Here is a 20,476-nt window from a genome sequence, read left to right on the forward strand (position 1 = left end):
CTCGTCTGGTGCTTCAGAAATTCGTTGTTGGGGGTCAACCGCGCGGCGGGGGTGGCGGAGGCGGACCGAAGCGATCGGGGCCGCCCTTGGGGTCGCGCGGCGGACGCGGTCTGTCAAATTCGGTCATCTGGCCAGGTGAAGCGCCGATCGCCTGCACATCGACCACCCTACCGAGTGCGATGTCGAGCATCTCCCCGCGCACGGAAACCATCTGCCCGGGCAGCAGCCAGTCCGCAAATCGCTCGGCCTCTGGCGGGGGCAGTCGAAGCTGGGTGCCGTCGTCGAGCAGCGCGCCATTCACCTCGCCGCGCTTGCCGTGCAGCGCCGCGACGATCCGGCCGCTGATGGCCTGCTGCATGCCGCCGCGATCGGGGCCGCGCGGTAGTCCATTGTCGGCCACGCTCCTGCCCGTTGCGACATTGGTGACGGAAGCCGCATCAACGAGCGGAATCGCCCGGGCGCGAATGCCGCGAATCGAAACCTCATCGCCTGGCCGGATCGTATAGACGACCTGGGTGGAGAGATGTGGCGGCAACTTCACTTCCGTGCCGTCCGCAAGGATGATCCCGTCAACGTCACCCCGCGGCGTCAACGTGTATTGCTTCACTCGGCCCAGCGATTCCGGCAGTTGAGACGAATCCCAAACTGAGCCGGGGGCTTGCGAATAGGCATCAGTACCGGTGCCGATGGACGTCGCGGCGAGGACCGCGCACGCAAGTGCGCGTCTTCGTGTCATTGTCATCTTCATGATCGAGCTCCTTCCGAATGACGAGCGAATCGCCAGTGCGAAAGGTTCAGCAGTGGGCATGCCAAAGCCGAAGTGCTTGTTTGTGAAGGTGTTAGCGGGAAGTGAAGTTGTTCAGTTGTCGTCTTTTCTGACGGCGCGCGTCGGATTTTCTGACGCATCGCTGCCTGTGAGGCCGTAACGCTGCATCTTCGTGTAGAGAAGCTGGCGGTTAATGTTGAGGCGCCGCGCCGCTTCGGCGCGGTTGCCGCCGCAGGCGTCCAGTGCCTTGCGGATCATCGCTTCTTCGAGCTGCGCCACCGCCGCCGGCAAATCACTCTCCGGAAGCGCTGTCGGAATTGGGTGATCTTCCGCTGCGCCGGTGTCGATATCGTCGGCGCCGATGGTGTGGCTTCTGGTCAGCACACAAGCCCGTTCGATGACGTTTCGCAGTTGCCTGACATTGCCGGGCCAGTTGTAGCGCGTCAGCTTGTCGATTGCGCCACTACTGAGCTGCTTCATCGGTTGTCCCGAAGAGACCGACAAGGAAAGGAAGTGCTGGGCGAGCGGAACGATATCGGATGGCCGGTCGCGTAGCGGCGGGATCGCGATGGGAACGACATTGAGGCGGTAGTAGAGGTCTCCGCGAAACTCGCCGGCCGCCACAAGCGTTGGCAAGTCGCGGTGGGTTGCGGTCACGACCCGTGCCGTGGTCCGGATCGGCTTGCCGCCGACCGGCGTGATCATCCGCTCCTGCAGCACTCGCAGGATCTTTGCTTGCAGCCCAAGCGGCATGTCGCCGATCTCGTCGAGAAACAGCGTGCCGTTGTTGGCCTCGCGGAAGGCGCCAGTGCGGTCGCTGGTCGCGCCCGTGAACGAGCCCTTCACATGCCCGAACAATTCGCTTTCGAGCAAGTCCGGAGGGATTGCGGCGCAGTTGACGGCTATGAAAGAGCTGTCCTTGCGCTGGCTGTGCAGATGCAATGCGCGCGCCACCAGCTCTTTGCCAGTTCCGGTTTCGCCGAGGATGAGAACCGTCGACTGGCTGTCGGCAGCGAGCCCGATGGCCTTCTGCACACGCCGCATTCCCTCGCTCGATCCGATCAAGGTATCGAGGCTGCCTTTGCTTGCAGTGGTGACCGGCCGCCGCCGCGACGGCAGCCGCTCCAAGAGAGCTTTCAGCTCATCGCGTCCGATCGGCTTCGTGAGATGGTCGAAGGCACCGAGCCGCATGGCTTCGATGGTATTTTCGGCGCTCGCAAAGGCGGTCAGCACCACCACGGCTGGTGGGCTCTCGTGCGAGCGGATGCGGCGCAGTACCTCGATGCCATCCATGCCAGGCATCTTGAGATCGAGCAGCACTGCGTCCACCGTCTCGGACAGCGCGGCGAGACCTTCGCGCCCCGATGAGGCCGTTTGCGGCGTGTGGCCGAGATCGCTCAATGCCTCCGCGAGACCCTCGCGCAGGGCCGCGTCGTCATCGACAATCAGGACGTTTGCCATGGCACCTCGATCTCAAACCTCGCGCCGCGCTCGGTGCGCGCAAGCCGCGCTTCCCCATGATGAGCACGCGCGATTTCCTGTACTATAGCAAGCCCAAGCCCGGTTCCCTCGGAGCGCGCGGTTGCGAACGGCTCGAACAGACGCTCGCGCATCTCTTCGCTCACCCCTGCACCACTATCGGTCACGGACAGCAACAACTTATCCTGTTGCATCAGAGCGTCGACGACGATGCGCCCGCCAGCGTGCGTGTTCTGGATGGCGTTGAGAATCAGATTGTCAAGCGCCCGCTGCATCTGGGAAGGGTCAAAGCGAGGCAACGGACTGGTCGGCTCGGGCGTTCCCATCTCCAAGGACAAGCCGTTGGCAGCCGCCAATTCCTGGTGGGGCTCGATTGTACTTTCTAGAAAAGACACAAGTTCGACATCTATCGGCTTGGGCTCGCCGGCCTGAGTCATTTGCAGCAGATTGCGGAGCAGCGCATCCAACCGTGCGACCTGCGTGAGGATCGCTTCCAGTGCGATCTTCTTGCGAGCGTCATCGCTCGCAGCCAGCGCGTTTTCCGCCTTAAGTCGCATAGCCGCGATGGGATTGCGTATCTCGTGCGCAAGTCCTGCCGATAACCGCCCGACGGCCGCAAGGCACTCGGCCGTACTTGCGCGGCGCCGCTCCAGCGCGAGCCGTTCGCCGGTCTGGTTCAGCGCATCGACCAGCCGGTCGAGCTCCTGCTCGCCGGTGCGCGGAAGCTTTGGAAGGTCGACAGACCCGCTGTCGCTCTTGCCCAGCGCTTTCTCCAGCGCCCCGATCTTCCGCGACCATGAGAACAGCACGCGCGCGAGCCAGATGGCCGAACCGAAAATGGTCAGTGCGAGCACAAGCAGCCCTGCCAGCAACTGCGTGTAAGCCGGGCCCTCGGCGGTGAAGGCGCGCGTCATGGTCCAGGCTGTGGTGCCTTGCAGTGGTCCGCGCAGCGGGCAAGCGTGCACCAGAAGTACCTGCGAACGCGCCGGCTGCCGCCGGCCGGCCGGCCGACCGGAACGCACGGCTTCGGCGTTGACTTCACGGATTGTGTTCAGCTCAGCGGCGGGAAGATCAGTCTTTGGACCCGTACCCTCGTAGGAAGGGAAGGCGTAGGCGAGCGAGCCTGCATCAGCTTGCCAGATGCCGCCTTCGACACCGATAGCGCTGGAGAGAGCGACCTGAACCAGCGTCGTGAGGTCTTGCTTTAGGCTATCGTCGATCCGCCCTCCAGTCCAACCGGAGACGAAGAATTGGTAGCGGTCGGCGATTTCTCGACAGGCCCGCGCGACCAATTCCTCAGAGCGCGCAACACGCGCGTTGGCTGTCTGCTGAAAGGACTCGAACAGAAGATAGCCAGTCGCCACTCCCGACAAGACCAGCATTATCCAGAGTGCAAGCAGTCGCGACCAAAGAGATCGCATCGAAAGTTCTCACGCAGTTAAACAGCTCTGATCTTATACGAAATTCAAGATAGCGCTATTGACCGCTGACGGCCTTCGCGGGGATCTGGACCGAGTTCAGAGGTGACCGCGGCGCAAAGTCAAAGCCGATCCCGGGCCGCACCTCGTCTACGGCTTCCTCACCACCGAGCCGAACGCGATCGTCGCGCCGATCCACTCCAAGGTGACACCGGTGATCTTGACGACGGACGTGGGCGCAACGTGTGGCTGCGCCCACCATGGGAGAAGGCGAAGGCGTTGCAACGGCCGCTGCCGGATGATGCTTCTGAAGATCGTGCTGCGCGGCCCCGACAAGAAAGATAGAGCGGCCGCGTCGTCCCGTGGAGCTGGTGCTGAAGTTATCCGCATTGCGCTGGGGAGGCGGGTCATATTACCGAGCCGCCACAGAATTGCTCGGTTTGGTTGTATACGCTAGACCGTCGGGAGGCGCCGTTAGGGATCACGCTACAGAAGCTAGAGGAACTGCGTGGGCGGGGCTTGTTTGCGGCTGGCTGTCGCGTTCTCGATATCGGATCATCCAATCTGTATTCAGCAGACCGGGATGGATTGCGATCCTTCCTCGCCTGCTACGGGGTGAGCCCCGAGGAAGCGTCCATCAACCAGATATCGAACGGCTCGGGCTATGGATCGGCCGGAGGAGCAAACCAAAGCTTTATCGGCGAAGTCCTTGAGAAGGCAGGCCTGACCTATCTCTCTTTCGACATTGCGAACGGGTACCGCACTAGGATCTTCGATCTAAACACGGAAAGAATTCCCGACGATCTGATGAGTTCGTTCGACACGGTGCTTAATTTCGGCACTACAGAACATGTCTTCGACCAGCTCAACGCCTTTCGAGTGATCCACGACGCTACCAAAGTCGGCGGCTATATCGTTCACGATTTGCCGATGTCCGGCTATGTCGATCACGGCTATTTCTGCTACACGCCGCGCTTCCTGTTCGATCTTTCGGGCCATAACGAATATGAGATGATCGATTTCGCCTACCAGGGTCCCGTCGCAGGCAATGACATTTATGGCATCGTTCGCGACTATACAGCCTACTTTCCAGCGCTGGCCAACAAGCTGCCCGAATACAGGACGGATTTTTGGTCGCGGCTGAATCGCAAGCTCAAGCGCAAGTTACCAGAGGTCAGGCCGGACAACATCTCGTTGTATCTTGTTCTCCGCAAGATAAAAGAGGGGCCCCTGAAAATGCCGTATGACACCAGCACGTCGGTACATGTCGCGGCCTGAATAAGACTAAATCTAAACTAACCGCCATATGCGACTCTGATACCGCGGTTGATCCGATGCCGCCTTCGGGTGATCTGGTCCTGACTGTTATCCGGCGTAGGCTCCGAACGCTAGCCGACGTTCCTAAGCGCGTGAGTCGCTTCGCGCACCATTCCCGCACGAATGTCCGCTCATTGTCATAGGCAAAGAAGCTTAGCTTGAGCGGATAACTGTCGCGCTTCCCCGATACTCATAGCTCACTTCAGCGAAATCCTGATCCCGCTGAGGTTGGCGGCGAACTCCATCCCCGCTTTCGGTCCCTTCAAGACGAGCACGACGCCGTTCTCGTTTCTCAAGTTGACGCCGCCGGCGCCGCCAACCAGAGCACCACCGGCGCCGACCGCGCTATAGGTGCCGGCGAAGTCGCTCACGTCAGCTATGCCGGATGCCCAACCTTCCAGCCGGCTGACGGATGCGCCGGCGGTGACGCCGAGGCTGAGGCCGGAGACCCGGAACGGATAGTTGCGGCCGCGATATGTCAGAACGCCGGTGCCGCCGCCGGCGCCGACCAGCAGGCCCGCTTTCGCGAAATTGACCCGCACGTAGCCCGGCGCTTGCGCTTGCGATGACGTTACCGGAAATACGAAGGCGAGCAGCGCGATGACCGCAAGACGAATTGCAGATGGCTCCATTGCAATGTTTCCGCGTTTTCAGGGATTCGTCGCGTCCACCTTCTTCCACGTCTGGTCCGGATCGAACAGATACGTGCGCTTGGCGATGACCGCCGTGCGTTCGCCGAGATCCTTCTGATAGACGGTGCCCGCGTGGTTGACCATGAAGGTCATGACACCTGAATTGCCATACTCTGCGGGATAGGCGATCAGCCCGAAGCCGCCGATCATCTTGCCCTTGACGACATAATTCACGGCTCCACCGGGCGCATTGGGTCCCTGTCCTTTCAGGATTCGGAAGTAGTAGCCGTGGTAGGGCGCGCTGCCCTCCGCGCCAGCCTTATAGCCTTCCGTTGCCGCCTGCGCCGCGAGCTCACCGAGGGGACTTTGGTCGCGATCGTCGCGCCAGAACAGGCCATCCTTCTTGCCGGGAGTGCTGACAATCCGTTGCGCGTAGATTCCGGACCCGTCGCCGGTGCGATCCTTGTCGGCATATTCGTTCTCGGCATCGACAAAGGCGAGCGCGGTTTGAATGGCATCGAGTTCGTTGCGTCCGATGCGGCGATACAGGATCTCGAGGCGACCCGCGGCGGAATCAAACTCCCAGCCATCCCTGTTGTTGACCAGGGGGATCGGGAACGGGAAGTCATCCGCGCCCAGGATGAGCGTTGCCTTCTTGTTTCCTTCCGCCTTGATCGAATGCTTGGCTTCATACGCGGACAGGAAGCGTTCACGCGTCTCGGCGTCGGCGACATCATCGCCTGATGCGATGATGTCCTTGGCGTCCTTGCCGAGAACCTTCAGCACGGCTCTCTTCTCGCCGGTCTTGACGGCGGCAGCCAGCGCGGCCGCGGCGTCCTCCGGCGAAGGATAGGCCTGTTGCGCGTGAGCCGATGTGATCGGGAATGCCAGCATGATAACGGTGGCGACAGCGGCCGCGGGGCGGGCCAACCGGAGCGACTGAACGATCGTCATGGTGTTGGCTCCGATGCTGTGGGAATCCGCGCGCCGGCGGCAAGCCAGTCGCCGTAGGTCCGGAATTTCAATCCGAGCTTGTCGTAGTAGACCCTGAGATAGCCGTCGCTACCGCGCGTGACAGCTTCCGGCATGATGCCCTGCACTTCCTGCGCCATCACACCGACATAGGACTTGTTGCTGCCGAGATAGCTGAAGCGGTAGTAGCCAAGACCGTTGGCGAGGTGGCCGAGCAGCACGACATCATGCTTCAGCGCGATATCGGAGCGCCGTCCGCCGCCACCACGGAAGCCCCCGCCGCCTCCGCCACGGAAACCTCCACCGCCCCCGCGAATCGCGGCGCCCTGGAAACCACCGCCCCCGCGGCCGGCTAAGGCAACAGCGCCTCCCGCCCGTCCGGCAAAGCTTGCCTGGCCTCGGGCGGCCTGCAGATTGGCAGCCCTGCCGGATGACACATTTTTGAAGGCGGTGTCGCGGCCGCCGCCACGCGCCGCATTGCGACCGCGGTCAGCAGCCCCCGCACGAGCGCCCCCTGCTTTGGCGCGATCGGCCGCGGCTGGGCGATTGGCGCGATCTCCGCCGGGACGATCACGAGAGGCGACGCCCTCGCGGCCGCGATCACCAGCGCGATCACCAGCGCGATCTCCGACGCGATCACCGCTGCCGGGTCGATCCTGTCCGGGACGCAGCACCTGCTCGCCGCCGCGGCCGCGGAAATCCATCCGGTTGGCACTTCCTGCCTTCAGGTTGTTGTTGCCGAAACGCTGCTGAACATTGGCGTTGTTGTATCGGACGCCTTGTCGATGCGCCGGGTTGTGCTGCCAATTGTTTCCGACGTTGGTGACCCTGTTGTAGTGGTTGACGTAGAGGTTGCGGTTGCCCCAATTGAAGCCGCCGCCCCAATAATTACCCCAGCGGCCGATCGCCCAGGCGGTACCGAAGGCAAGGCCCGCCGCGATCACGCCCGCACCAATATAAGATGGGTAGCCGAAGTAATAGGGCGGATAGTCCGCATATGGCCAGGTGCCGTAGACGGTGGCCGGATCGTAATAGGGAACGTACATCGTATTTGGGTCAGCCGAATCGATGACGATCACCTGCTTGTTGTCCTGGGTCTGCACGCTGACCTTCTGCTGCTTGGTCGTCACCAGCTTGTTGTTGGCCTGGGCCTTGGCGCGGAGCCGCTGGATCGCGTCCATCACATCTGGCTGCTGCGCGAGCACGGCATCGCCGACATTCTTGGTCCAGTCGATCTTGTCGCTCATCATCGAAAGAACCGCTGCGGTGCTGACCAATGCCTTCACGCTGTCGTCCCAGGACTGCTTGTCGACTTCGTTCTTCAGTGCATCGCCCTTCAGGTTCTTGTGCGAGGTCACCCAACGGTCGGCCTGCACGATCTCCAGCGGATAGGTCGACGCCGCGAGCACGTTGGCCAGGAGGTCGTCGGGATAGAGTGCAATCGGCGCGACCAGCGCCTCGAGCTGTTCAGGCTTCAACAATTGTTCGCTCGGCGCAGCCTGTGACGCCCCCTGCGGCTGACCGCCCTGATCAGGCGGAGAACTGGTCGCCTGCGCAAAGGCCGCGACGGGAGCCAACAGAAACAGTGCGAGCGCGAGCAAGATCCTGCCGCAACGAGACATCACAACCTCCATGAGCCTCACATGCCGCAAGCATCAGTCCAGGGCATGCACGTCTCTTGATCAAGATCAAAGAAACCAGCGCAGTTCATCCGGAGAGCGGCATTGCTGCGACGCGACATGTTCGCGCGGACACCAGGATTGGGACCAACTCCCGGGGCAGACCGGTCGCGCCGAAGGTCAGCGAGCAAGTGGCAGTTTGATGCGGAACAGCGCCCCGCTGCCGCTCCGGTTTTCCACGGTGATCCGGCCGTGGTGCGCTTCCACGATCGTGCGGGCGATCGCGAGTCCCATTCCCATGCCGTGCGTCTTGGTGGTGAAGAACGGCTCAAAGACATCCTTCAGATGATCGTCGGCGACGCCCGGGCCGGTATCACCGACCAGGATCTCGGCCTGTTCATTCGAGATGCCCATCGCGACGATCACCTCCCGCTTCTCGCTTTGCGATTCCGATATAACGTCGATCGCGTTCATGATGAGATTGAGGACAACCTGCTGAAGTTGGATGGAATCTCCCTTGACGCGCAGCGTCATTGGCGCCGGAACATATTTCAGCATCACATCGCGGCCTTCGGCCGAAGCCGAAATGACGCCGACGGCTTCCCTCACGGTCTCGTTGAGATCAATCTCGCTAACTTCAATTGGCGCCCTTTTCAGCATGTTGCGAAGACGGCGGATCACTTCGCTCGCTCGCTGATCATCACGCCTGATGTCGGCGAGGATTTCTCGTATTTCGTCGAGATCTGGCGAGATCGATTTCAGCATCAGCTCCGCCGTTTCGGTATTGGTGAGAATGGAGCCGAGCGGCTGGTTCAGCTCATGTGCGAGCGAGGTCGCCATCTCTCCGGCAGCCGAATAGCGGTTGACCCGCGCAAGCTCCGCCAGCCGTTGCCGCGCTTCGACCTCAGCGAGGCGACGGCGACGACGTTCATGGAGCAATCCACTGATCAGGCCAGCCTGCACCAGAATCACGCTCGTGATGAGCGCGACCTGCCATCGATATCTTTCCCAGAATGTCGGCTCGCGAAACAGGATTTCGCTTCCCGCGGGCAGGTTGCTCTCGCTGATGCCCCAGCGTTGCAGCTCGCGCCAGTCGTACTTCGGAGCTGCAAATCCAATCGGCTCGATCTTGATGTCGGCCGGCTTCTCGCCACCGAGAATCCGGATCACGGCATTGACGGTTTTCTCGCTCGATGCGCTGATGGAATGCATCGGGCCGCCGACCGTGTCCTGGCCGAAAAAGGCTTCCTGGAATGAAAAGATAGGGGCATTCGCGACTGCATGAAGACTGCGCAGTGCAAGATCGCCCTCATGGGCGACACCTGCCGCGTCGACCGACATCAAGCCCCAGAACAGGACGGTGTGTGGCGGAAGTGTCGCCGCCCGCTGCAGGATTTCCTGGAATGACAAGTCCGCGTACCACACGAATGCGACCCGGCTTTCGAACGGCTTCGCTTCCCTCTTTGCTTCCTCGAGCCAGAACTTCTCCAGGGGCGAGGCGCCGATCACGACGGCAATCGTCTGCGTGTCCGGCAGGACCTTAAGAATGCTGGCGAAAAAGGCTGCGGAATCATTGTGGACGGAGACGACGGTGTCGTTGTCCGTGAGTCCGGCGCGGTTCACCAATCGCTGTTCGACCGCCGTCAGGACCATGGGCGTCCCTGGGAAGAGCTCCGCGCGGTATTTCTGGACGAACCCGGCCGCAGGTGCCCCGATGCTGATCACAATGTCGGGCGCCGCACCCTGATAGAGCGCGCGCAGATAATCGACGAAGGGCGCTTCCGAGCCCGAATTGTTGAATCGCGCCGCCAGTAGCGTCTGTTCCTGGAGGTTCAGCGGCCGCGGCGATTGGCGCTCGAGCTCCGCCCGGATGGCCCGGGCAAATTCGCTCCATGGTCGGAAGTCTCGCCCGAACGAATGGAGCAGCAGCACGCGTTTCGGTTCGCCGCGTGGGACGGCGCTTGCCGGCCCGGGCAGGATGGCAACCCACGCCAGCAGACAGATACAGAGGCGCACGGCAACAATTGCCCGGCCTATGCTGACCGCATCAACGAGGATGCGTCTGCTCATCTTTCTCCCCGCCAACCTCACCGTTTGACGGCTGCACTCTATCCCAACTCTAGCGCCAAAATTGCACTGCAGCCTACGGTCTCAACGGTCCGGCCTATAGCTGGCAGCGATGGTACGTGACCTCCATGCCTTCGACGCCGGGAAACAGCCGCGTGACGCTGTTGTCATCGACCACTTTCAGGAAGAATTGCACGTTTGAGAGCATGATGCCATTGGCGCAGCTCACGACGATGTTGATGTTCTGGCCGTCGTCCTTCCTGGACTTGATCGAACAGGTCTCGAACTTGCCTCTCAAGCGATCAGGCTCGGCGATGAAGCCACCGCCATAGACGCCGGGAAATCTGGTGAAGGTGACCTGTCTTGCCCTTCCCTTGCGCGCAAATACCTTGTTGCATTGGTCGGCGCTCGTGACCCATGCGCCTGTGAGATCGAACGCGGTCGCCTTCTCTGATAGTCCGAAGACGGAAGCGGCCAATGTTGCCGCAAGCACCAGGGACCTGCGAAGTCCATTCATATCATGCCCCCTACCCCGAAACTCTCAAGCGCTTTCCGTCCTCACCACGCATCAATGGCCGCTGAACACCAGGGTCTTGATCGGCAACAGCAGCGCCTGGATGCGCAGCAGCAATGCGTGCACCAGTCCCACGCCGTCGACCACGTGCAGCGCGATGCGGCGGCCCGCGCTGGTTTCCTTGTTGGAAATTTCCTCATGATTGCTGGTGTAGGCGTTGACGATGCAACTGCTGCCCGGCGTGACCCCTTCGAGACCGCCCTTGTAGAGCGGCTCCAGGAACACCAGGACGGTCCCCGGCCGGAGGATGTTTTGCGCTTCGAGCAGTTGCTCGCCACCTCGGAACTGGCCGGCGGCGATATAATCCTGGACCGTCGTGACCACCATCGGAACGATGACCCACGGTCTTGAGATGCAGGTCGCTTCCGCCACCATGCCTTCCCTCATCACCTGCGCCTCGATCTGACCGAACCCGGCCTGCAGAGCCCGCCGGCCCGCCCCCTCCGGGATAAGGATGCCGGCCGGCCGCATCAGCGGGTTGACGACGTCGCCGACGCGAAGCAGGAACTGCTCCACCCGCCCATCGACGCCGGCGCGAACGAAAGTCTTGTCCAGATCCACCTGGGCCTGCGCCAAGCTGGCTTCGGCGCTTGCCTTCTCCGCCGGCAGCAGTGTTGAGAGCCGAAGGGTCGCAGACTGCTTGGTAGCCACTGCGGCATCAATCCCGGCTTGCCGCTGATCGACCAGGACTTGAAGTTTTTCAATATCGCGCTGCGGCACGATGCCGGGATTGCGGCGCTGCAGGTCGCTCTTGGTATCCAATTCGTCCTTCGCTTGCTGATGCGCGCTCCTGGCTTCCTGTGTCTGCGCCTCGGCCTTGACGACGTCGGCCTCCGCCGCCACCAGCGCAGCATCGACCTCGGCGACTTTGCGCTTGGCTGTCTCAACGGCCGCTTCCTGCTTCGTATTGTCCAGCCTGAAGATCACATCGCCTTTCTTCACCGGGGCACTGAAGCCGAAATTGACTTCCGCGACGCGTCCGGAGGTTTCCGGGAGGATAGGGATCGTCCGGAAGAATAGCGTGGCGCTGTCGGTGGCAGGGTGGAAATAGAAGATCATGGTGATCAGCGCTATCGTGAGCATCAGGCAGCCGGTGATGCCCCACCTCAGCTCGAACCAGACCGAGAAGAACGTGATCTCCTTGCCGAAGCGCTTGCCCTGGACGTAGCGGCGATAGAGATAGTCTGGAAGGATCGTCACGAGGGAGCAGATCAGGAGCTCAAGCATTGCTGGGCTCCCTTGCCTTCACTTCCGATGAGGCGGCCGGAACTGCCGGATCCGGTTTGGTTTCAGGCTTTGCCGCGCCGCCCTCATCCGCTGCGACACTCGCTATCTTCTCCACCGAGCCGGCAATGCTGCGCAGCGGCGTGCTGAAGTCGGGAAGATCGATCATGGCGAGCAACAGCGCCGCGACCCAGAACAGGTGGATGTGCGTGAAAAGCGCCAGTAAGCCGAGGACCGCGACGATTTCGAACTGAAGCTTTTGCGATTTGTGCGCCATCCGCTCGGGCAGGCTGTGCAGGCGCCAATAAAGCGTGCCGACCCAGAGCACGACGGCTACCAGGAAGATGCCCATGACAACCATCAGCACGTCGACCTCGTTCGGTGGCGTGATGAAAAACGGCAGATGATGGGGTGCCATTGGATGAATCTGGTCGCTCAACTGCTTCTCCCGGTCAGGAACTGGGGCCTTTCACCGTTCAATCTGGGTACCGTCGACCAGCGGTCGCTTGATCTGGATCAAAGGTGCGCCCCTCCCCGGCCCTAGCGTTTTGCGAACGATCACCGAACGGTCACTCAGGAGATGTCAGCCATGCCCGCGAACATTGATGACCTGATCCCCAGCGCCAGCCAGATCCAGAAGGAGGCCGCCCTCCGCGAGGCGGAAAAGGCGGATGAGTATGTCCGCCGCGCGGCCGCCGCCGAGGCCGAGAAGAAAGCACTGATCGAGCGGCTCAGCCGCCCCTCGGGCAAGTCCGAGGAGGAAAAGATCCAGTTGGCATCGACCATCATCCAGCGTGCCGTGCGGAACGGATTGACCGAAGTCCTGGTGTATCGCTTCCCGAATACGCTGTGCACCGACAGGGGCCGCGCCATCAACCAGATGGAAGCGGGCTGGGAAGCCACGCTGACCGGGATTCCCAAGGAGATCTACCAGCTTTGGACCGACTACCTGAAGCCGCGCGGCTATCGCATCCGCTATCAGGTCATCGATTTTCCCGGCGGGGTGCCCGGCGACATCGGCGTCACCATCGCCTGGGGCGATTAAGCGGCCAGCCGGTTCGAGACGATCTGAAGCAGTGGAAGCCCGGATATGGCAGATGCGCCCGCCGCACGGATGAAGCGAAAGATCTATGAGAAGGAACTGGAGAAGCTCCAGGTCGAGCTATGCCATCTCCAGGAATGGGTGAAAGCGACCCAGGCGCGGGTCATCATCCTGTTCGAGGGCAGGGACGCGGCGGGCAAGGGAGGCACGATCAAGGCGATCACGGAAAAGGTCAGCCCGCGCGTGTTTCGTGTCGTCGCGCTCCCTGCGCCTTCCGATCGCGAAAAGACGCAGATGTTCATCCAGCGCTACATGCAGCATTTCCCCGCCGCGGGCGAGATCGTCATCTTCGACCGGAGCTGGTACAATCGGGCCGGGGTCGAATATGTGATGGGCTTCTGCACCCCCGCCGAGCACAAGCGCTTCCTTGAGCTGTGCCCCACTGTGGAGCACTACGTCGTTGAGGCCGGCATCGTCCTAATCAAGCTGTGGCTCGAAGTGGGGATGGAGGAACAGGAGCGACGATTCAGGGCCAGGATCAACGATCCGCTGCGACAATGGAAGCTGAGCCCGATGGATACGGAATCCTATCGACGCTGGTACGCCTACTCGCGGGCACGCGACCTGATGTTCAAGGCCACCAACTCGAAACATGCGCCATGGCACATCATCCGCTCCGACGACAAACGCCGGGCGCGGTTGAACTGTATCTCGCAGGTCCTGGACTTGATCCCGTACAAGCGCGTTCGCCGCAACAAGGTCAAGCTGCCAAAGCGCTCCACCAAGGGGCGCTACAACGACCAGACCGCACTGCGCGGGATGACGTTTGTTGACGAGCGATACTGACGGTTGCGGCGAAGTCTCAAGTTCCTGGATTCTCCGATCGGCTATCCGGGACTCGCGACGCCAGCTTGATCTATGTCAAGGGAGCGACGCCGTGCACGAATAGCGTCAATACTGGCCGCTCATTCCGGCCAAGCAGGGATAGGTTCGAGGATCATCTCACCATCCGTCGCGATTCGCCAACGGCGGCACAGCAATCATTCGGTCTTCGAATCTTGTCCGCAACGAGAGGAGAGCGCAATGACACGGCTGCCAGTGATTGCCGCAGCGGTTCTAGCGATTGCTGCATCTGCCCCACTTGTCTGCACGACAACAAGCCCCGCATCAGCCCAAGGATGGCACGGCAGGGACGGCGATGTGGGCAGCGATTTGAGAGACCTTCTGAGAGACCGGATTCAAACGCGCGAAGACTTGCGGGATCTCATTATCGACCTCCTGCGAGACCGACAGGAGATGCGGGGCCGCCTGCGCGAGCGGATGGCCCAGTGGCGTGATCGCGAGGAGGATGAGGACGATGGGGGCTGGCACGGCGGTCTACGGGGGCGGCTCGCCGAGAGGTTGGCCGAACGACGCGGTGGAGGTGAGGGAGGAGGGTGCTATTTCCTTACCCGCAGCCTGAGCGATGAGGACCGCGACTTTATCCTTATCATTCGTAGGCGCGTGTGCCGCGACTGAGCATCTCAGGGGTGAGCCGGAGCGGATCACGACCAGGATCGTTCCGCTCCGGCGTCTCAATTCGCTCACAATGAGGAGACGCATGATGAACAAAGCCTTTGCCCTCTCCGTCACGCTTTTGCTTATCTCTCCGCCCGCCTTCAGTCAGAACGCTCCCAGCTCAGATCAGCGAGACTCATCACACTCCCGAATGGATCGTGATCTGGACGATGTTCTGCGGGCGATCGGCGAATCTGGTCGCGGGGGAGCGCGCCGAGGCGGCGCCTCGTTCTTCCTGCGGAATGGCGACTCGATAGTGGCAGTGCGCTGCGATCCACAAGACTCCATGAAGGCATGCGTTGACACCACTCTGACGCTCCTTGAGCGGGCGCGCTCCATGCAGCCAGGAGGAGGAGGAGCGCAGGGTGGCGCCCCGGGAGCGCAGCCCCAACCTCGCTGACAACTCTGAAAGCCGGGATGTCCGCTTGCCATCTACCGTCCAGACTGGCAGGAGGACGCTCCTTGGGCGGATTGACTCTCGCGCATTGCACAAGAGCGCCTCGCCCCCGAGAAGCGGACCAGGGCAACGCAGCCCTGGCCCGCCCCGCGATTATTTCAATCGTATGGTGACGCCACCGACGGCGGCTGACACTTCGGCGCCAATCCTCGGACCGCTGAGCTGCAAGATCACGCCATTGGCATTCTGCAACTGAACGCCTCCGGCGCCGGCGGCAACGGCGCCACCGGCGCCGACCACGGCGTAGCTGCCTTCGATGGACTCAGGCCCCCGCAAATTCAGTGCACGCCCAACAAACTTGGTGGTCGAGGCTCCGATCGTAAAGCCAACGCTCATGCCGGAGACAGTGAATGGATAACGTTTGCCGCGGAGTATCAGCACGCCCTCGCCGCCGCCGACGCCGATGACAAAGCCGCCTTTGGTGAAGACGACTGCAACCTGGCCGGTCTCCGCCCGCGACGGCGTACTCAGTCCTGCCAAGGCCAGCATTGCCATCAGCGCGATCACCCCAACTTGTCTCATGATTTACCTCCAAGAGCGATTTAGAGAAATTTTTCCCAAGACTACTTCTTGCGTCAGACACTCTCGACGGCGGGTTTCTCCCGATCGTCGAGAACGCCGACGTTTGATCGTGCGGGGTCGCCCCGCCGCCCCTTTGATCCAAGTCAATGCCGCGATCACTAGCCAATCTGCGCCTCGTTCTGGAGATCCGGCGATCATCCGCCGGCGTTGCTCTCGCCAAGCACGCTGTCGAGCGTCCGCATCCAGCTGCGGCTATCGGTCTTTTCCGCCAGCCCATCTGCCTGCAACAGGTCGCGCAGTTGGCCATGAGCGCCGACGATGCAGAACGTCACTCCACGATCTGCCAGTTCGTCATGCAGACCATGCAACATGCGCGCCCCGGCCAGATCGATGAAGGGCGATGCCGAGAGATCGCAGACCACCAGCTTGATACCCGACGATTTTCGGAGCGCAGCCAGGACGGCGTCGAAGATCGTCTCGGCGTTGACGTAGAGCAGGGATGCTTCAGGACGGAATGCAATGACGCCGGCCAGCGGCTCCACCCCATGATGCCTGGCGCTGTCCGAATAACGGCCGGTTCCGGGGAGCCGTCCGAGAAACGCCACATTCGGCTGCGACGCGCGGACGAGCAGCAGGAAGATGGATGCGAGTGCCGCAAGCAGCACGCCTTGCAGGATTCCAAGCAGCAGCACCGAGGCGAGCGCGATCGCCGCAGCATAGAAATCGATCCGGCTGATTTTCCACATGCGCAGCAGCGCCGGGATATCGACCAGCCTGTATACGGCGGCAAGAACGATCGCAGCGAGCACCGCCTTGGGAAGATTTGTCAGCAGTCCCGTGAAGAACAGCAGACACAGCGCGAGCGTGACCGAGCAGAGCACCAGCGCCAAAGGCGTACGGGCCCCGGCCGCGTCGTTCACCGCAGATTGCGACAGGCCGCCGGCAACCGGATAGCCGTGGCCGAACGCCGCCGCGAGGTTGGCCGCACCCAGTCCCAGAAACTCCTGCCGGACATCGAGGCCGTAGCCATGCTTGGCCGCAAAGCTCCGCGCTGCGGAAACCCCCTCGACATAGGCGAGCAACAGACAGCCGGCCGCGATCGGAAACAGCTCTTCAGGCTCCGACAGTCCGAATGACGGCATTGCAAACGCCGGCAGCCCTTGCGGGATCGCCCCGGTGATCGGCACTCCGAGCACCGGCAGGCCAAATATCGATGCGACCAGAATCGACAGTGCGACGACGGCGAGTCCAACCGGCTTGCCCGGCAGGACGCGTTCGCCGATCAACAACAGCAGCAGCGCAGCAAGACCGATCGTCAGAACGAGCAAGTGGACGTCGCCGAGCTGGCCGGCGAGCCGAACAGCCCGGTCAAAGATGTTGTGGCCACCGCCGGCGACACCGAACAGGCTGGGTAGCTGGGTCATCATGATCGTCAGCCCGGCGCCCGCCTTGAATCCCACCAGGATGCTGTCGCTGATCAGGCGTACCAGAAGGCTCAGCTTGAACAGCCAGGCGATCAGGCAGAGCAACGCCACCGCGCAGGCCACCAGGCTCGCGATGCCGGCGTATCGCGCCGGATCGCCCGCGGCCAAAGCCCCGACCGAGCCGGCGATCATGAGCGAGATCGCGGATGTCGGACCAATTGCTAGCTGACGCGAGGAGCCGAGGAGCGCATAGCCGACGCCGCCAAGCAGATAGCCGTAGATTCCGACATGCGGCGGCAGTCCGGCAAGCGCCGCATAAGCGAGCGAAACCGGTATTGCGTAGGCGGCGAGCGTAATTCCCGCGACGGCGTCCGAAGGCAGAAAGGAAAGCCGATAGTTTGTAAGCCACTCCACCGGCGGAAAGAGCCGCGTCCATCCCGGTTGCTGAGATGACGATGACTTCATGTGAATTGGCCCGTCGCGAGGCGCTATAGCGGTCGCCGAAATGCTCCGATGAACGGCGGCCTGCGGCCAAGCGGGATTGATCTGGATCAAGCGTCGCTTCGGATTCGATCCGTCAACTCACCTCGTAACAGCGGAGCTCTGATATGGGTCAGGGTTGCTCACGATTCCTGATAATGCTGTTCGTTGTCCTCAGCCAGATCGCGCCGGTGCGCCCTGACGATCAGAACGCCGCCGTGCACATTCAGGAGGAAGTCTGGGCGCTGCCGCTCGTCTTGCCGACCATCGCCTACGTGGTCCGTCCGGTCGGCGGCGGCCCTTTCCCGCTCGCCATCATGAATCACGGCGTGTCACTTGACCCGGTGCAGCGCAGCTTCTTTCCGCTGGTCGAATTCCGCGACGCCGCCATGTGGTTCGCGCGACGCGGCTACCTCGTGGTGGCACCGGTCGGGTCGGGCTACGGCGCCTCGGCCATCGACATACCCGCGCGCGGGCTCTACGGACCGTTCTTCTCCAAGATCGGCAGTTGCACCAATCCCAATTTCCGCGACGCCGGCATGGCTGTTGCGCAGCTCGACCTCTGGATCATCGACTATATGGCTGCCGAGAAGAAGATCGTGCCGAAGGATGTCATCGTGATCGGCCAATCGGCCGGCGGCTGGGCGTCGATCGCGCTTTCAAGCGTGAACCCGCCGCAGGTCAAAGCCATCATCACCTTTGCTGCCGGACGCGGCGGCCGCGTCGATGGCAAGCCGAACAACAATTGCGCCCCGGACAGACTGGTCGAGGCTATCAGTGAATTCGGCCGCACCTCGCGGGTGCCGATGCTCTGGATCTACATTGCAAACGACACGTTCTTCGGCCCGACGCTGTCGAAACGGATGCACGAGGCGTTCACCGCCGCAGGCGGCAACGCCGAATACCACCTTCTTCCGCCGTTCGGCGACGATGGACATTTCCTGGTCGGCTCAGCCGACTCCATTCCGATCTGGGCGCCGCTCGTCGGTGCGTTCCTGGACGGGCACAAGTAGCGACGGTGATCGGCGCTGAGGAGCACAGCCATGACGATGCAGCCTCCCGAACCGTTTTCGATCCTGCTCGCCGCCCTGATATTATCAGCGATGATCACGGCCGGCCCGGCGAATGGACAAAAGGTGCCGACTGGTGCGCAAGCCGGGGAGCCCGAAGTCGCCCCTCGCGGACAGCGCGAAGCGCGCGACATCAGATTCGGCGACTGGGAGAAGGTCTGCTTCAAGCCCGGCGGCGCCAAGATGGTCTGCCGCACCACCATCAGCGGCAGTTTCAATACCGGCCAGACCGCGGTTCGCGTCTATCTGACCGAGCACGAGGACAATAGCGGCGCGCGGCTACAGCTTTTCCTGCCGGTCGGCCTCTATCTGCCAGCCGGCGCCACGCTCACCGTCGATCAGGGTACGGCCTATCGACTTCCGTTCACGTGGTGTCTCACCAATACCTGCATTGCGGGTGACCTCGCAAATCCGAACCTGCTGCGCGACATGGACTCCGGCCAAAAACTCTTCTTGCAGGTGGTCGACACCAATTTGCTGTCAGTGAGGACGCTACTCCCGCTCGATCAATTTGCGACCGTGCGCAAAGGCGCACCGGCACGCCTTTTCGAACAGGATATTGATGAGTGAATATCGGCAAGCTCCGCTAGGCAATAGCGGCTGCCATTTTTTCGATCGGCTCGATCAGCGATTTTGCCGAGAACGGCTTGGTCAGGTAAGCGACACATCCCGACTCCGTCGCCGCCGTGCGGTTCGCGTGGCTGTCATTGCCAGTGATATAGATGACCGGCAGTGTGATGCCCTTGTCCAGGAGCCGGCGACGCAGATCGATGCCGGATTGACCATTCAGATTGATATCCAGGATGATGCAGAAGGCGCGGCCGAAATCGCCGTGGCCAAGCAGCGCGCTGGCGGAATCGAACAGCGTCGTGTCAAAACCGTGCTGCCCCAGCAGACGCTTAAGGCTCCTGAGCATGGATCGGTCGTCATCTACGACAAGAACAGATCTTCGATTCGACAAGGTGCTGGCTTCAGCTTTTCGAGGATGTTTTCGGCTATCTTCTGCAGAAGGCGACCTGACCGCGAGCCGAGAAACCATGCTGATTTCACACGCGCCTGATACGCGCTGTCATTAAGATGTGATATTGTCCGTTCGTACAGGTGTCCTGAGGGAACCCGGAGCGTTTGCGCATCTTTCCTGCGAGATTGGATACTTCGATTTCGAACGCTAACGGGCTGCATCGTCGCTTGAGTCGAGCACGCCGAGCCGTTCCGCGATCGACACCAATTCGGCGAGCGAGTGCACTTGCATCTTTTCCATCACTTGGTGGCGATGTGCTTTCACCGTGCGCTCGGTTGTTCCCAATTGATGCGCGATCTGCTTGTTGATCTTGCCGCGCACGATCAACTCGAACACCTGTCGCTCGCGCGGGGTCAATCTCGCAAGCAGCGAGCGATGGGAATCGAGCCTGATGCGCTGGCTGCGCGTTGCCTCGTGACGGGCAATCGCGCGCTCGATTGCATCGATCAACTGTGCCGAAGACACTGGTTTGGTCAGGAAATCCTCAGCGCCGGCCTTGATTGCCCGCACGGTCGTCGCCGTGTCGGCGTACCCGGTGAGGAACACGATCGGCAGCGTCGAACCGAGTTCGCTGAGACGATCCTGCAGTTCGGGACCGCTCAGGCCGGGTATCCGCACATCGAGCAGGATGCATCCCAGCCGCTCATTGTCCGACAGACGATCCAGTAGCTGCTGAGCGGACGGATAGGTTGCGACCTCATAACCGGCGAGCTTCAGCCGCCGCTCAATGGCCGTCCGAAACGACGCATCGTCATCAACCACGTGAACGAGGCCAGGCAATTTTCCCTCCGAAGAGGCATGGAGCCGCACCGTGACCGGCAATCTCGCCGCCAGT

19 protein-coding genes and 1 pseudogene are annotated in these 20,476 nt (G+C 61.8%); 6 read left to right on the forward strand and 14 right to left on the reverse strand.

Annotation, left to right across the window (positions count from 1 at the left end; translation table 11 throughout):
* Window positions 1-34: 34 nt before the first annotated feature.
* The 3 genes from ACZXDY_RS30820 to ACZXDY_RS30830 form a co-directional block, all read right to left on the reverse strand.
* Entirely contained in the window at window positions 35-742 is a 708-nt protein-coding gene (locus ACZXDY_RS30820; RefSeq protein ID WP_464348115.1) for a hypothetical protein, read from the reverse strand.
* A 117-nt stretch (window positions 743-859) separates the two neighbouring features.
* Entirely contained in the window at window positions 860-2,227 is a 1,368-nt protein-coding gene (locus ACZXDY_RS30825) for a sigma-54-dependent transcriptional regulator (RefSeq protein WP_464348101.1), read from the reverse strand.
* A complete protein-coding gene (locus ACZXDY_RS30830) occupies window positions 2,212-3,666 on the reverse strand; it encodes a sensor histidine kinase (RefSeq protein ID WP_464348102.1) in 1,455 nt (484 codons plus the stop codon). The genes ACZXDY_RS30825 and ACZXDY_RS30830 overlap by 16 nt, the downstream gene beginning before the upstream one ends.
* Before the next feature lie 62 nt (window positions 3,667-3,728).
* On the opposite strand from ACZXDY_RS30830, the pseudogene ACZXDY_RS30835 reads away from it, so the two are divergent.
* Both ACZXDY_RS30835 and ACZXDY_RS30840 read left to right on the forward strand, forming a co-directional pair.
* Window positions 3,729-4,120: pseudogene (locus ACZXDY_RS30835) on the forward strand (hypothetical protein); the annotation flags it as partial.
* A 131-nt stretch (window positions 4,121-4,251) separates the two neighbouring features.
* A complete protein-coding gene (locus tag ACZXDY_RS30840) occupies window positions 4,252-4,941 on the forward strand; it encodes a methyltransferase domain-containing protein (protein ID WP_464348103.1) in 690 nt (229 codons plus the stop codon).
* Between the two features lie 236 nt (window positions 4,942-5,177).
* On the opposite strand, the gene ACZXDY_RS30845 is transcribed toward ACZXDY_RS30840, so the two are convergent.
* From ACZXDY_RS30845 to ACZXDY_RS30875, 7 genes are all read right to left on the reverse strand, one after another.
* Window positions 5,178-5,612: a hypothetical protein gene (locus ACZXDY_RS30845; RefSeq protein WP_464348104.1), complete on the reverse strand. Its 435-nt coding sequence runs from the start codon at window positions 5,610-5,612 to the stop codon at window positions 5,178-5,180.
* 18 nt (window positions 5,613-5,630) lie between these two features.
* Entirely contained in the window at window positions 5,631-6,506 is an 876-nt protein-coding gene (locus ACZXDY_RS30850; RefSeq protein WP_464348116.1) for a DUF2950 domain-containing protein, read from the reverse strand.
* 56 nt (window positions 6,507-6,562) lie between these two features.
* A complete protein-coding gene (locus ACZXDY_RS30855; protein ID WP_464348105.1) occupies window positions 6,563-8,206 on the reverse strand; it encodes a DUF3300 domain-containing protein in 1,644 nt (547 codons plus the stop codon).
* Window positions 8,207-8,383: 177 nt separating this feature from the next.
* Window positions 8,384-10,273: a sensor histidine kinase gene (locus ACZXDY_RS30860; protein WP_464348106.1), complete on the reverse strand. Its 1,890-nt coding sequence runs from the start codon at window positions 10,271-10,273 to the stop codon at window positions 8,384-8,386.
* A gap of 94 nt (window positions 10,274-10,367) precedes the next feature.
* Window positions 10,368-10,787, reverse strand: a complete 420-nt coding sequence (locus ACZXDY_RS30865; RefSeq protein WP_464348107.1) for a hypothetical protein — start codon at window positions 10,785-10,787, stop codon at window positions 10,368-10,370.
* Between the two features lie 51 nt (window positions 10,788-10,838).
* A complete protein-coding gene (locus ACZXDY_RS30870; protein WP_464348108.1) occupies window positions 10,839-12,071 on the reverse strand; it encodes an HlyD family secretion protein in 1,233 nt (410 codons plus the stop codon).
* Window positions 12,064-12,486: a hypothetical protein gene (locus tag ACZXDY_RS30875; protein ID WP_464348117.1), complete on the reverse strand. Its 423-nt coding sequence runs from the start codon at window positions 12,484-12,486 to the stop codon at window positions 12,064-12,066. The genes ACZXDY_RS30870 and ACZXDY_RS30875 overlap by 8 nt, the downstream gene beginning before the upstream one ends.
* Window positions 12,487-12,657: 171 nt before the next feature.
* Between ACZXDY_RS30875 and ACZXDY_RS30880 the strand changes: the two genes are divergently transcribed.
* Both ACZXDY_RS30880 and ppk2 read left to right on the forward strand, forming a co-directional pair.
* Window positions 12,658-13,113 (forward strand): hypothetical protein, encoded by a 456-nt coding sequence (locus tag ACZXDY_RS30880; RefSeq protein ID WP_028162470.1) that lies wholly within the window; start codon window positions 12,658-12,660, stop codon window positions 13,111-13,113.
* A 45-nt stretch (window positions 13,114-13,158) separates the two neighbouring features.
* Complete coding sequence (gene ppk2 / locus ACZXDY_RS30885) at window positions 13,159-13,956, forward strand: polyphosphate kinase 2 (protein WP_028162471.1); 798 nt, start codon at window positions 13,159-13,161, stop codon at window positions 13,954-13,956.
* A gap of 1,261 nt (window positions 13,957-15,217) precedes the next feature.
* Here the strand turns inward: ppk2 and ACZXDY_RS30890 are convergent.
* A complete protein-coding gene (locus ACZXDY_RS30890; RefSeq protein ID WP_028162473.1) occupies window positions 15,218-15,646 on the reverse strand; it encodes a hypothetical protein in 429 nt (142 codons plus the stop codon).
* Between the two features lie 194 nt (window positions 15,647-15,840).
* Window positions 15,841-17,535 (reverse strand): SulP family inorganic anion transporter, encoded by a 1,695-nt coding sequence (locus ACZXDY_RS30895; RefSeq protein WP_464348109.1) that lies wholly within the window; start codon window positions 17,533-17,535, stop codon window positions 15,841-15,843.
* A gap of 173 nt (window positions 17,536-17,708) precedes the next feature.
* Here ACZXDY_RS30895 and ACZXDY_RS30900 point away from each other — a divergent pair, with 173 nt between their 5' ends.
* Window positions 17,709-18,563 (forward strand): alpha/beta hydrolase family protein, encoded by an 855-nt coding sequence (locus tag ACZXDY_RS30900; RefSeq protein ID WP_464348110.1) that lies wholly within the window; start codon window positions 17,709-17,711, stop codon window positions 18,561-18,563.
* Window positions 18,564-18,593: 30 nt separating this feature from the next.
* A complete protein-coding gene (locus ACZXDY_RS30905) occupies window positions 18,594-19,190 on the forward strand; it encodes an invasion associated locus B family protein (protein ID WP_464348111.1) in 597 nt (198 codons plus the stop codon).
* A 16-nt stretch (window positions 19,191-19,206) separates the two neighbouring features.
* On the opposite strand, the gene ACZXDY_RS30910 is transcribed toward ACZXDY_RS30905, so the two are convergent.
* Window positions 19,207-19,659 (reverse strand): response regulator, encoded by a 453-nt coding sequence (locus tag ACZXDY_RS30910; protein ID WP_349645071.1) that lies wholly within the window; start codon window positions 19,657-19,659, stop codon window positions 19,207-19,209.
* A 129-nt stretch (window positions 19,660-19,788) separates the two neighbouring features.
* Window positions 19,789-20,421, reverse strand: coding sequence for a response regulator transcription factor (locus ACZXDY_RS30915; RefSeq protein ID WP_165435205.1), 633 nt, complete (start codon window positions 20,419-20,421; stop codon window positions 19,789-19,791).
* Window positions 20,422-20,476 lie beyond the last annotated feature (55 nt).

The organism is Bradyrhizobium sp. LeoB3 (assembly GCF_055456055.1).